Origin of the sequence: Streptomyces sp. NPDC087428, assembly GCF_044744085.1 — a bacterium.
In the GTDB taxonomy this organism is placed as follows: domain Bacteria; phylum Actinomycetota; class Actinomycetes; order Streptomycetales; family Streptomycetaceae; genus Streptomyces.
This window is the reverse complement of sequence record NZ_JBIUXR010000001.1, coordinates 311,451-324,514: the sequence shown is the minus strand read 5'-3', so window position 1 is coordinate 324,514 and position 13,064 is coordinate 311,451. Positions and strand designations below refer to the sequence as shown.

Here is a 13,064-nt window from a genome sequence, read left to right as displayed (position 1 = left end):
GCGGCAGGTGGCCGGCGGCGACAGGCAGGGACGGATCACCCGCGCGTACGGACGGGCAGAGGGCCAGGTCACGGCCGCCCGCTGATACGGGTTTCCGTCCAGGGGTGGCCGTCAGGCAAGATGGGGTGTATCTGCCCACTCATCGATTGCCGGACGGTTTCTCTTGGCTGAGTACATCTACACGATGCGCAAGACACGCAAGGCGCACGGCGACAAGGTCATCCTTGACGACGTGACGCTGAGCTTCCTGCCCGGCGCGAAGATCGGTGTGGTGGGTCCCAACGGTGCCGGTAAGTCCACGGTGCTGAAGATCATGGCGGGACTGGAACAGCCGTCCAACGGTGATGCCTTCCTGTCGCCCGGGTTCAGCGTCGGCATCCTCATGCAGGAGCCCAAGCTCGACGAGTCGAAGACCGTGCTGGAGAACGTGCAGGACGGCGCCGCCGAGATCATGGGCAAGCTGAAGCGCTTCAACGAGGTCGCCGAGGAAATGGCGACCGACTACACCGAAGCGCTCATGGACGAGATGGGCAAGCTCCAGGAGGACCTGGACCACGCCAACGCGTGGGACCTGGACGCGCAGCTGGAGCAGGCCATGGACGCCCTGGGCTGCCCGCCCGGCGACTGGCCCGTCGTCAACCTCTCCGGTGGCGAGAAGCGCCGTGTCGCGCTCTGCAAGCTGCTCATCGAGGCCCCCGACCTGCTGCTGCTCGACGAGCCCACCAACCACCTCGACGCCGAGTCGGTGAACTGGCTGGAGCAGCACCTCTCGAAGTACGCGGGCGCCGTGGTCGCCGTCACCCACGACCGGTACTTCCTGAACAACGTCGCCGAGTGGATCCTCGAACTCGACCGCGGCCGCGCCATCCCCTACGAGGGCAACTACTCCACGTACCTGGAGAAGAAGTCCACCCGCCTCAAGGTCGAGGGCCGCAAGGACGAGAAGCGGCAGAAGCGGCTCAAGGAAGAGCTGGAGTGGGTCCGCTCCAACGCCAAGGGCCGGCAGACCAAGTCCAAGGCCCGTCTCGCTCGTTACGAGGAGATGGCGGCCGAGGCGGACAAGATGCGGAAGCTGGACTTCGAGGAGATCCAGATCCCGCCGGGCCCGCGCCTCGGTTCCATCGTCGTCGAGGTCGAGCACCTCTCCAAGGCCTTCGGCGACAAGGTCCTCATCGACGACCTGTCGTTCACGCTGCCGCGCAACGGCATCGTCGGTGTCATCGGTCCGAACGGTGCGGGCAAGACCACGCTGTTCAAGATGATCCAGGGCCTGGAGACGCCGGACTCCGGCGCCATCAAGGTCGGCGACACGGTGAAGATCTCCTACGTCGACCAGTCCCGCTCCAACATCGACCCGAAGAAGTCCCTCTGGGCCGTCGTGTCGGACGAGCTGGACTACATCAACGTCGGCCAGGTCGAGATGCCGTCGCGGGCGTACGTCTCCGCGTTCGGCTTCAAGGGCCCGGACCAGCAGAAGCCGGCCGGTGTGCTCTCCGGTGGTGAGCGCAACCGCCTCAACCTGGCGCTGACGCTCAAGGAGGGCGGCAACCTGCTGCTCCTCGACGAGCCCACCAACGACCTCGACGTCGAGACCCTCTCCTCGCTGGAGAACGCACTCCTGGAGTTCCCGGGTGCGGCCGTGGTCATCTCCCACGACCGCTGGTTCCTGGACCGCGTCGCCACGCACATCCTGGCGTACGAGGGCGACTCCAAGTGGTACTGGTTCGAGGGCAACTTCGAGTCGTACGAGAAGAACAAGGTCGAGCGTCTCGGTGCGGACGCGGCCCGTCCGCACCGCGCCACCTACAAGAAGCTCACGCGAGGCTGATCGTCTTGGCTCGTCACATCTACAGCTGCCCGCTGCGCTGGTCGGACATGGATGCCTTCGGCCACGTCAACAACGTGGTCTTCCTCCGCTATCTGGAGGAGGCGCGCATCGACTTCATGTTCCGGCTGGCGCCGGGTGACGGCTCGCCGTCGTTCGCGGGCGGCTCCGTCGTGGCCCGGCACGAGATCGACTACGTCCGTCCGCTGGTCCACCGGCACTCGCCGGTGACCGTCGAGTCCTGGGTCACGAAGATCGGCGCCGCGTCGCTGACGATCGCCTACGAGATCAAGGATCCCGAGCAGGTGTACGTACGGGCGTCGACGATCGTCGTGCCGTACGACCTGGCCGAGGAACGCCCCCGGCGGATCTCCGCCGAGGAGAAGCTCTTCCTCCAGAAGTACCTGGCCGAGGAGCCCGCGGCGGCATGACCGCGCCCGTGCAGTCGCTGCTGTTCGCCGACGCGAGGGAGGCCGCGGATCTCGCGGGCTTCCTCGGTCGGCTGCTCCACTACGACCGGGCCGCCGCCGTACGCCTTCAGGCGGGCGGCGGGGCGCTGGCCGTGTTCGGCCGGCCGCCGTCGTTCGAGGTCCTGGCGATCCGGGCGGTACGGCTCGCGGACAGGCATGACTTCGATGCCACCGTGTCGGCCGGTGAGCTCCTCGAATCGCTGGACGTAGAGGGCCCGGAAGCCGGTGCGGGCGCATTGCCCTCGCCGGTGACCGGGCCGCCGTGGACGGGCGTGCTGCCCCCGCGCGGCGGCTGGCAGGAGTGCGAGGGCCTGCCGGATCCCGTCTCCCTGCGCGCGGCGCTGACCGCCGCCGTGGCGGAGTTCCGGGCGCGCGACGAGAGCCTGCCCGAGGACCGGCGTACGCGGGCGGAGCGGGACCTCATCGGGCGCGACATCTGGTCGCGGACCGTCGGTGGCACGGAGCTGCCGTTGCGGGCCGTGCACGCCGCGCAGGCGCTGGGCTTCCTCCGGTCCGCACCGGACTTTCCCGTCGCGCTGCTCGCCTCGGGGGCGTGGCTGCGGCTGCGCACCCCGTTCGGCGCGATCGCCTTGCGGCGGGCCGGTGCCGGGCTGGGGATGCTCGATGTCTCGGTGGGCGGGTAGGAGCTCCGTTCCAGACGCGGCCGACGCGCCTACGGGCGCCCGGACCGGCCCGCACACGCGCGGACCGGTCGCGTCACCAGCGCATGTGGACGTCCTCGGCCCAGCCCAGCAGCCCTTCCACCACGATCTCCTTGCCGTCGTCGGTGCGGATGCTGCCGTCGTAATGGCCGAAGCACTGGTCGGTGCGGTTGGCGATCAGGCCGGCCTCCGTATGCGCCGACCGGTTGTGGAACGGGGTGAACGTCAGGTCGACCTGGCCGGACGACGGCGTACGGATGGTCCAGGGGGCGAGGAGGTCGGCCGTCGACCACTGCCAGTCCAGCTCCTCGCCGATCTTGGTGAGCCGGCCGTCCACACAGAGCCCGTTCTCCGTGGAGCCGGTGCCCGCCGTCCAGCGTCCGCCGAACTGGAGGCCCACCGTGTGCCCGCCGGTGCGTCCGGAGGCGGCGCCCCAGTTCCAGTCGACCGTGCGCGGCCAGCGGCCGCGTCCGTGGTCCAGCACGGCCCAGGTGTCGTCCCCGTCGAACTCCAGGAACTCCGTGCCGATCCTGACCCGGCCGGACGCCGGGAGCGCGGTGTGCTTGGAGGTGTACTGGAAGCGCCGATCGCTCCACGGCACCACGACGGACAGCGATTCGTGCCCCGGCGGCCGGGCGACCAGCAGGTCCACCTCCAGCGGCACCCGGTCCGCGGTCAGACAACGGGCCCTCAGCCGGGTGCCGGCGTTCTCGTCGCGGATCTCGATGCGCACCTTGCCGCCGGACGGCCGCGCGGGTCCGACCACCACGTCCTCGGATCCGGGGGCACCGGCCACGGTGTCGGGGAGCCCGACGCCGAAGCCGCCGGGGATGATCGCGGTGCGTTCCGACTCCAGGCCGCCCGGGGCGTATTCGAGCAGATAGACCGTGTTCAGGGCGAGGAAGTCGAGGTCACTGACGGTCAGCGCCACCAGATGGGTGGGCGTCGTCACGCACCAGTACTCCCAGCGCTTCGTCCGGCCCCAGCCGGACAGATTGGCGCGGTGCAGCGGTACCCGGGACCAGCCGACCGCCGCCGGATCGAGGCTGCCGTCGGGCAGGCAGAGATCGACGGGCTCGGTGATCTCGTGCTCGTGTGTCGCCATGCGCGGATCCTATAGCGGGCTTGGTGAGGCACCCGGGCAGGCCCGCTCACTCCGGCTCCGGGGCGTCGGGCCACACCCCGATGTGGTCCTGTTCCAGTTCCAGCAGCACGCGGTGCTCCATGCCCAGCGACTCCGTGTAGTCCGCGGGCAGTTGCAGCCTGCCCGCGCGGTCGAGCATCGCGTACTCGCGTGCCACCTGGGACTCCTGGCCCGTCGCCGCGTCGACCTCGGTGCGGCGCAGCACCTCGAACGACGTACGGCCGTCGCGGATGGCGACCGTGCGGCGGACCTCGTTCGCGACCGCCTGGTCGTGCGTGACGATCACGATCGTCGTGCCGAGTTCCTCGTTGGCGCGGCGGAAGGCGGCGAAGACCTGCTCGCCGGTGGCCGAGTCCAGCTCGCCGGTCGGCTCGTCCGCGAGCAGGACCGAGGGGGAGTTGGCCAGTGAGACCGCGATGGCCACCCGCTGCTGCTGGCCGCCCGACATCTGCTGCGGGCGCCGGTCGCGGCACTCCGCCACGTCCAGCATCGCGAGCAACGACTCGGCGCGTGCGGCCCGTTCACGGTTGCGTCCGCCGCCGCGCAGTTGCATCGGCAGCGTGATGTTCTGGATCGCGGTGAGATAGGGCAGGAGGTTGCGGGCGGTCTGCTGCCAGACGAACCCGACGACGTCCCGGCGGTAGCGGAGCCGTTCCTTCTGCCCCATGGACAGCAGATCGCAGCCCGCCACCTTCGCCGCCCCCGCCGTCGCCACGTCGAGGCCCGCCAGAATGTTCATCAGCGTCGACTTGCCGCTGCCGGACGCGCCGACCAGCGCCAGCAACTCGCCCTCGGCGACCAGCAGATCGAGCCCCTGGAGGGCCTGTACCTCCACTCCGTCCGTGGTGAAGATGCGCACCAGCCGGTCGCAGGAGATCAGCGCGTCGTGCCCGTAAGAGGGCCGGTCGCGGCGTGCGGCGGCCCGCTGTTCGAGCTCCGCCAGCGTGGAATCGGTCGGCTGCGTCGTCATCGGGAGTCTCCTGCCCTGAGTTCGGTGATCGATCCGCGGCGGCCGGTCCACCAGGCCTGTACGCCGGCCACCGCGGCGGTCAGGACGATCACGCCCAGCGCCGGCAGGACCATCGACCACGGGTCCGCCCGCAGCGGTGCGTTGTACAGCAGACCGGAGCCGGGGCCGGTCGAGAGCGCGAGGTGCACCAGATCGACGCCCGGTGCCAGCAGCGCGATGGTCGCGCGGCCGACGAGCAGCCCGCCCACGGCGGCGAGCAGCGCCTGGGGCATGGCCTCGAAGCCGAGGAGGCGTCCGCCCTGCCGGGTGCCGATGCCCATGGTGCGCAGCCGCGCCAGCAGGGTGGTGCGTTCCGGAGCGGTGCGGAGCAGGGAGAGGAGGACGGCCAGCAGGGCGTAGCCCGCGCCGGCCGCGATCGACGCCGTGTAGATCCGCTCGGCCCCCACCTGCATCGGGGTGTCCACATAGGCGGCGCGCACTTCGGAGCGGAGCTGGACGGTGAGGTCCTTGCTCGCGTGGTGGGCCGCCGCGCGCAGTTCCTTCGCGTCCAGCCGGTCGCCGGTGAGCAGCAGCGCGGTGGTCTGCCGGTGGGTGAGGGCGGCGGCGTCGACGACCATGAAGGAGGTGTCGGTGACGGCGGGCGTGTGCGCCACCGTGCCCGCCACCCGGATCCTGAAGTCCCCGGCCATCGACTGGAGGTCGCGCGGCCGGTCCCCGAGCCGCTGGGCGACGGACGGCGAGGCGAGGACCGGCACCACCCGGTCCGGCGACGGCAGCGTGCCCTTCGGCGTCGCAGGGCCGGTGTACTTCAGCCGGTCGGCGGGGAAGGTGCCGATGCCGGTGGAACGCGCCAGCCGGGCGTAGGTGACCGGGTCGACTCCGATCAGGGTGGCGCCCCGAGCGTCCTCGAAACCGTCCTCGGGCGGCGGCAGCGAGACGCCGTACTCGATCTGGACGCGCGCCGTCTCCTGTACGCCGTCCGCCCCGGACACCGTACGGACCAGGCCGTCCGAGAGCGGTGCGGAGTCGGCCCCGCCGCTGATCCGGGCGTCCGCGCCGGTCGCGAGCACCGCCGCGGTGTCCCGGGCGTCCGCGACCCCCGCGAGCACCGAGCCGCCGAACGCCGCGGTCGTCAGCGCGACCAGCAGCGCGAGCAGGGGCAGTGTGCCGGCGGCCGAGGAGCGTCCGGCACGGGCCAGTGCCAGGAATCCGACCGCGCCGCGCAGCCGCGCCACGGAGCGCAGCGCGAGCCGCAGCGGCAGCGGGTAGAGCCGGACGAGGACCAGGGCCGCGATCAGCCCGACCAGCACGGGGGCCGCGCTGACCAGGAGGTCGGTGCCCCCCGCGCCGCCCGTACCGCGCCTGCGCAGGGCGACGACCGCGCCGACGGCCAGTACCAGCACGGTGAGTTCGGCGACGGTGCGCCGCCGGGACGGCCGGACGCTCACCAGGTCCTCGCGGCCGCCGTGCAGCCGCGGCCTGCGGTGCAGCAGCACGGTACGGACCGGGAGCGCGGCACAGACCAGCGCACCGACGGCGGCGGCGCCGACGGCGGAGGGCCACATCCGGGTCCCGTCGATCACCAGCACCGCGAGCAGCAGGCCCAGCGCCGCGGCGGGCACGGCGGTCACCGCGGTCTCGGCGAGCAGCCTGCCCCCGAGGGAGCGCAGGGACCCGCCGCGGGCCCGGAGCAGGGCGAGTTCGGTGTGGCGCCGGCCGGCGATCAGCCCGCCCGTCATCAGCAGGACGATGGCGGCGACGGCCCCGATGCCGACGGCGGCGACGGTGACGACCGGGCGGATCGCCTGCCGCATCCCGTCGTACGCGCTCACGATCTCGTCCAGGTCGGTCGTCACCGTCGCGGTCTCGCCGACGGCCGTGCGCACCTTCAGCAGCCCGGGGCCGCCCTCCAGGGAGGCCACGGACGAGCGGAGCAGGGGCACGTCCGGCGCGGTCAGCCGCGAGACGTCCGGCATGATCCGCCAGTACGCCTCGGGCTGGCCGGTGGTGGAGAGCAGCGCCGGTGCGGCGTCCGGGGGCAGCAGCAGAGCGGCGGTCCAGTAGTAATGCGGCTCGGGCTTCGTCGGTTTGGCGACCAGGGAGGGGGTGCGCAGCAGCGGCTCGGCCGACCAGTAGGCGGCCTCGGGGCGCAGCGGGGCGACGATGCCGGTGATCCGTACCGTGAACTGCCCTCCCCTGACGGCCGGGACGGAGACGGTCGCACCGGTTCTGATCCGCAGTGCCTTCGCGGTCTCCTCGGTGACCGCGGCCTCCACCTCCTCAGTGGCGGCTGTGACCTCGCCCCGGGCGGCCGGCCACCTGCCCTCACGCAGGGTGGAGTGATCCGGCAGCGCCGACTGCGTCGTGTACGTCAGCTCCGGGTCGATGCCGTAGGGGCGGGGGAACCAGGACTCCACGGCAGGGATCGGGGTCGTGGTCCGGAGTCCGTACGCGGACTGGCCGGTGTCCGCCCGCAGCGGATCGGGCAGCCCGGCCAGCAGCTTCCGGTGCACGGAGGCCACGGACGGCTCCCGCACCGCTTTCTCGCGTGCCGCCTGTGGCACCTGCAGACCCGGCGGGGGGCTGCTGACCTCCAGCATGCTGAGCCGGGGGGCGGCGGCAGCGAGATCGTGGCGCAGTCCCTCGTCCTCGTAACGGTCGACGGCGCGCGGGAAGGCGGCGGCCAGGAACGCCGTCAGCAGCACCAGCAGTCCGAGCGCGCAGGCCGCGCCCGGGGCGGTGCGCAGCCGGGTCCTCACCCAGGGCGCGCAGGCGGCCGTTCCGCGGGAGAACTTCGGACGCGGGCTCATGTCAGTTGTCCCCCTGGTGGCGCAGCGAGATCGCGGGGTCGGTGCGGCGCAGGGCGAGGACCGCGACGATCACCAGCGGCAGTGCGGCGAAGCAGGCGAGGAGCACCGCTACGTGCCCGGCGGGCAGTTCCACCAGCACGGCCGGCACGGGCCGGGCGGCCTGTCCGGTCAGCACGACGAGCGGCACCACCGCCCGGGTCAGTACGGCCCCGAGGACCGCCCCCACCAGCAGCCCGATGGTGATCAGCACCCCCTGCTCGGCGGCGATCATGCGGGCCAGCCGGCGGCGCGGCGCCCCCAGCGCCCGCAGTACGGCGAATTCCGCGGACCGTTCACGCCGCGAGCCGACGGCCGCCACGGCGAAGCCGACCCCGGCCAGCGCCGCCGCCACGACCGCCACCGCGAGCAGCGCGGACTGCGGGCCCGCACCCAGCGGATCGCCCACCAGTTCGTCGGCGACCTCGTCGCGGACCTGCACCTGCGCGGGATCGGTGTCGGGCCGGGCCCGGAGCGCGGCCGCGACCTCCGCGGTCCGGCCGGGAGCGGTGCTCAGCCACCACTCGGTCGCGGTGAGCACGGAGTTCGGGCGCTGCGCGAAGATCCCGCCGAGGGCCCTGAGGTCGAGGAGCAGGGCGCCGCCGTCCCGGGCCGCCCGCGTCTGCCCGGAGGACAGGGAGGCGGTGGAGCCGGGTCCGGTCGTCGGGAGGGCGTGGACGGACCGCACGATCTTCACCCGGACCGTCTCACCGGCCAGCGTCACGTCCACGCTCTGGCCGGTCCGCGCACCGGACGCCTTCAGATAGGCGTCCGTGGCCACGCCGTTCAGGCCGGCCGCCGGGGCGCGCGCCACGGTGACCCGCACGTTGAGGGCCGGTACCGCCTTCGCCGCGTCCTCCTCCGTGACGGATCCGGTCCGGTAGTCGAGGGTCAGCGGCTGCGCGGCCGAGCCGGCCGGGTGCAGCGGACCGCCCGGCCGGACCTGCCCGAACTCGTCGGTGGTCAGGGCCGCTTGCCAGCGGAATCCGCCGGGCACCGGGACCGGTCGTTCGGTGCCGTCGGCGGTCACGGTCCGCAGCCCGCTCACGGTGAGCCGGTGCGACTCGTCCCGCCCGACCGGCTGGCTGCTGTCCAGCTCGAACCCGGTCACCGCCAGCTCACCGGCCGCGGCGACCTTCAGCGAGAGGGGATGCGCCTTCCCGTCCACCGGCACGGAACCGGCGACCACCCGGTACGGAATGCCGTAACGGTCCTCCAGCAACACGGTGACCAGCGGGCTCATAACGGAACGCGAGGGCGTCCCGGCCGTCGGCCCGGACGATATGCGCAGATCGAGGCGGAGTTCGGTGCTGTCGCGCGGCAGCAGCAGTCCCGCCCGTGCGGAGTGGGGCGGTGCGAGGGAGTCGAACAGCCGGCCCTGCGCCCCGTCCGCGAGGTCGCCGCGCATCAGCATCCGCTCGTCGGCGTGCGCGGTGTCCAGGGCCAGCACCTCGGCGGTGCGGCCGCCCGAGAGCTCCAGCGTCGTACGGAACGCGGGCGCGGCCTCCCGTACCCCCGGCAGTCGCGCGTACGTGCCCGACCGGGCCGGATCCGCGTTGACGCCGCCCAGCATCCGGACCGGGGCGCCGGACCTGAAGTCCGCCTGGTCCTTCTGCGAACGGTCCCACGACGCGCTCTGGCCGATGGCCAGCATGCCCATCGCGACCGACAGGACCAGCAGCAGCACCGGACCCGCGCCGCGCAGTGGCCGGCGGCTGAACTGCCAGCCGGCCAGCGCCGTGGCCAGTCCCCGGCCGCCGGCCGCCCGGCGCTCCGCGAGCCTGGCTGCGGGCGGCAGCAGCCGCAGCGTCAGCACGGTGCCCGCGAGCAGGGCCAGGGCGGGTGCGACGACGAGCAGTGGGTCGATGCCGAGGCCGCCCGCGCGGTCGTCGCTGAGCGCACCGCTGCCCGTGCCCCCGGTCTGCCGGTCGAGCTGCCAGTACGCCACCCCGGCGACCGCCAGCAGCCCGATGTCCGCCCCCGCGCGCACCGGCGCGGGCAGCGTGGCGGCGCGGGTGGACCGGCGCCCGCCGGCGCTCGCGGCGAGCGCGGGGGCCACCACGGCGAGCGCGCAGGCCAGCGCGGTGACGGCGGCCACCAGCCACACCGTTCCGGTGGCGGTCCCGCCGAGCCGCAGCCCGATCCGGGACAGCTCGCTGCGGTCCGCCAGGAGCCGGGTCAGCGGTCCGGCGAGCAGCGGGGCGAGGACGGCGGCGGGCAGCGCCAGCAGCAGCGCCTCGATCGCGGCGAACGAGGTGATCCGGCCGCGCGATCCGCCGCGCGCACGCAGCAGTTCGGTCTCCCCGCCGCGCTCGCTGCTCAGCAGCCGGGCCACCATGAGCAGGGTGTACCCGGCCAGCAGCACCAGCTGGACGGCCACGATCATCATCGTCGAGCGGGAGACGAGCAGCCCCCGGTCGATCTGGTCGAGAACGGTGGGCAACTGGGTCTGCGCGTTCGCCCCGTTCTTGAACTCGGGGGCGGCGAGCAGCTGTTTCGGGCCCTCGGTCGCCGCCTGGCGCAGCGCGGCCATCCGGTCCGTGGTGAGGCCGCGGAAGTCGGCCGATGCCAGATAGGAGAGCTCGCCGGAACTGGTCCGGCCTGAGCCGAGCACCGCGGGGTCGGTGAGCAGCGGCCCGTACGTGGTGAAGACGACGCGGCGCCCGCCGCGCCCGCCGGCCGCGTCCAGCTGCCAGTACGGGTCGGCCTGGTCCGCCGCCTCGTAGAGGCCGGTGATCTCGATCTTCAGGCGCTTGCCGCCGAGCCGGTCGGTGAGCGTCAGCCGGGCGCCGGGCTTCAGTGCGAGGGCCTGCGCGGCGGTGCCCGGCAGCGCGACCTGGACCGGGTCGCCGCTCTTCCCCGCCCCGGCGGCGGGCATCCGGCCCGCGGTGAGCCGGACGCGGCTGAGGTCGAGCGAGGCGAAGTGGGTGAGGTCGGGGTCGCCGCGGCGGGCGGCCGGGGTCTGCAGACTGCGCGGCAGCGCGTACGGGCCCGAGGCCTCCAGCTTCCGCACGGTCACCGGGAGCCCGTCGAACGTGGCGTGGGCGGCCTTGCGCGCGGAGGCGTCGGCCGCGTCCCGCTGTTCGGGCGCGACCTGCGCCGATATGAGCAGGGACGCGGCGGCTGCGGACCGGTGGGTGAGGGTGTGGCGCAGTGCGGCGTCGCCGATGGAGCCGGAGAAGGCGGTGAGCGCGGCCAGGACGGACGTGGTGAGCAGTACGGCCAGCACGGCCGCCGCGAGGAGGAGCCGATGCGCCCTCACCCGCAGAAAGACGAACCCCGTCACCCCTGCCCCCACCCTCATCTCATGAACACGCCCCCCGGCGATGTATGGATGCTTTCAGAGTGCACCGGTCGCGGTATACCGCCCATGGCCACACCTTGATGGGATCGTGACCGTTATCCGGCGGCGGAGTACCGGATTCCGCACAGGTGGGGGCCGGAGGACTCAGCCCTCGGTGTTCACCATCGAGGCGGCCGCGTAGGTGAGGTAGTCCCACAGCTGGCGCTCGTGCTCGGGGGCCAGCCCGAGTTCGTCGAGCGCCACCCGCATGTGGCTCAGCCAGGCGTCGTGCGCGGCCCTGTCCACCCGGAACGGTGCGTGCCGCATCCGCAGCCGGGGATGTCCGCGCTGGTCACTGTAGGTGCGCGGGCCGCCCCAGTACTGGATCAGGAACAGCGTGAACCGCTCCTCGGCCGGGCCCAGATCCTCTTCCGGGTACATCGGCCGCAGCAGCGGGTCCCCGGCCACGCCCTCGTAGAAGCGGTGGACCAGGCGCCGGAAGGTCTCCTCGCCGCCGACCAGCTCGTAGAAGGTCAGCTCCTGCACCGTGTCGCGCGGGTTCTCAGTCACCCGTCCATCGTCGCAGACGCCGCGGCGGGCGACCGGGGGCCGGGTGTGCCGAGCACGCCGGCCCGCACCGCAATCCGCGGGAAGCGGATCCCCGACCGGGCGCACCCATTTACAGTTCGTGATGCGAACTAGTATGGTTCGTATCGCGAATGAGATATGTCATGCCGTGGGGAGTGGGGAATCATGAATCGTACGGTTGTGGTCATTGGCGGGGGATACGGTGGCGCCGCGGTCGCGAAAGCGCTCGACGAGGAGACCGATGTCGTCCTCATCGATCCCAAGGACGCGTTCGTCCATGCGGCCGGGGCGCTCCGGGCGCTGGTCGAGCCCGACTGGGCGGGCCATATCTTCTTCCCCTACGACACCCTGCTCCGGCGCGGCACCGTCCGCCGCGAGCGGGCCGTCGCGGTGGATCCGGGCGGTGTCACGCTGGCCTCTGGGGAGCGGATCGCGGCCGACTACCTGGTCCTCGCCACCGGTTCCTACTATCCGTTCCCGGCCAAGATGGACACCGACCTCTCGGCGCGGGCGCTGGAGCGGATCCGCGAGGCCCATGCGGAACTCGCGGCCGCCGGGCGGGTGCTGATCGTCGGCGCGGGCCCGGTGGGGCTGGAGCTGTCCGGCGAGATCAAGGCGGTCTGGCCGGACAAGCACGTGATCATCACCGACCCGGCGGACCACCTGGTACCGGGCTTCCTCCCGGAGCTCCGGGAGGACCTGCACCGCCAGCTGGACGGACTCGGTGTGGAACTGCGCCTGGGCACCACCCTCACCGAGCAGCCGCCGGCCGAACCGGGGCGCACGAAATCCTTCACGGTGGCCACCGACGGCGGCGAGCTCTCCGCCGACATCTGGTTCCGCTGCTACGGAGCGCGCGTCAACGGCGACTACCTCGCCGACGGACGGGTCACCGTCCGGACGCCGCAGGGCCAGGTCCGGGTCACGGAGGCGCTCAACGTCGAGGGGCACGAGCGTGTCTACGCGCTCGGCGACCTCACGGATCTCGCCGAGGCCAAGATGGCCGCGCACGCGATGAAGCACGCGGAGGTGGTCGCGCGGAACATCCTGGCCCAGGTCCGCGGCGAGCGGCCCACGGCCGCCTACCGGCCGTCCCCCGTGCCCTCGGTCCTGCTCCCGCTCGGCCCCGGCGGCGGGGTGGGGCAGATGTCCACGCCCGACGGGCCGGCCGTTCTGCCGGCGTCGGCGGTCAGCGAGTACAAGGGCGTCGACCTGTTCACCGGCCGGTTCGCCGCGCTCTTCGCGATCGCCGACAGCCGCTGAGCGCTGCCCGTGA

At 72.8% G+C, this 13,064-nt stretch carries 9 protein-coding genes; 4 read left to right on the top strand and 5 right to left on the bottom strand.

The window, feature by feature from the left end; translation table 11 throughout:
* Positions 1–163 precede the first annotated feature (163 nt).
* Genes ettA through ACIO3R_RS01380 form a run of 3 tightly spaced genes read left to right on the top strand, consistent with a single transcriptional unit; the run spans position 164 to position 2,939 of the window.
* Positions 164–1,828: an energy-dependent translational throttle protein EttA gene (gene ettA, locus ACIO3R_RS01390; RefSeq protein WP_385039624.1), complete on the top strand. Its 1,665-nt coding sequence runs from the start codon at positions 164–166 to the stop codon at positions 1,826–1,828.
* A 5-nt stretch (positions 1,829–1,833) separates the two neighbouring features.
* Complete coding sequence (locus ACIO3R_RS01385; protein ID WP_207317066.1) at positions 1,834–2,256, top strand: thioesterase family protein; 423 nt, start codon at positions 1,834–1,836, stop codon at positions 2,254–2,256.
* A complete protein-coding gene (locus ACIO3R_RS01380) occupies positions 2,253–2,939 on the top strand; it encodes a hypothetical protein (protein ID WP_402102050.1) in 687 nt (228 codons plus the stop codon). Before ACIO3R_RS01385 ends, ACIO3R_RS01380 begins: the two co-directional genes overlap by 4 nt.
* A gap of 73 nt (positions 2,940–3,012) precedes the next feature.
* On the opposite strand, the gene ACIO3R_RS01375 is transcribed toward ACIO3R_RS01380, so the two are convergent.
* The 5 genes from ACIO3R_RS01375 to ACIO3R_RS01355 all read right to left on the bottom strand — a co-directional run bounded on the left by ACIO3R_RS01375 (position 3,013) and on the right by ACIO3R_RS01355 (position 11,770).
* Entirely contained in the window at positions 3,013–4,062 is a 1,050-nt protein-coding gene (locus ACIO3R_RS01375) for a DUF2804 domain-containing protein (protein ID WP_385039630.1), read from the bottom strand.
* Positions 4,063–4,108: 46 nt separating this feature from the next.
* Positions 4,109–5,071: an ABC transporter ATP-binding protein gene (locus tag ACIO3R_RS01370; protein WP_402102047.1), complete on the bottom strand. Its 963-nt coding sequence runs from the start codon at positions 5,069–5,071 to the stop codon at positions 4,109–4,111.
* On the bottom strand, positions 5,068–7,881 hold the full coding sequence (locus ACIO3R_RS01365; protein ID WP_402102044.1) for an ABC transporter permease: 2,814 nt from the start codon (positions 7,879–7,881) through the stop codon (positions 5,068–5,070). Before ACIO3R_RS01365 ends, ACIO3R_RS01370 begins: the two co-directional genes overlap by 4 nt.
* Position 7,882: 1 nt before the next feature.
* On the bottom strand, positions 7,883–11,203 hold the full coding sequence (locus ACIO3R_RS01360; RefSeq protein ID WP_402102041.1) for an ABC transporter permease: 3,321 nt from the start codon (positions 11,201–11,203) through the stop codon (positions 7,883–7,885).
* Positions 11,204–11,365: 162 nt separating this feature from the next.
* The gene (locus tag ACIO3R_RS01355) at positions 11,366–11,770 is read right to left on the bottom strand and encodes a globin (RefSeq protein ID WP_363029710.1); all 405 of its coding nucleotides are present in this window, start codon (positions 11,768–11,770) and stop codon (positions 11,366–11,368) included.
* Between the two features lie 183 nt (positions 11,771–11,953).
* On the opposite strand from ACIO3R_RS01355, the gene ACIO3R_RS01350 reads away from it, so the two are divergent.
* Positions 11,954–13,051, top strand: coding sequence for an NAD(P)/FAD-dependent oxidoreductase (locus tag ACIO3R_RS01350; RefSeq protein WP_385039642.1), 1,098 nt, complete (start codon positions 11,954–11,956; stop codon positions 13,049–13,051).
* Positions 13,052–13,064: the final 13 nt, after the last annotated feature.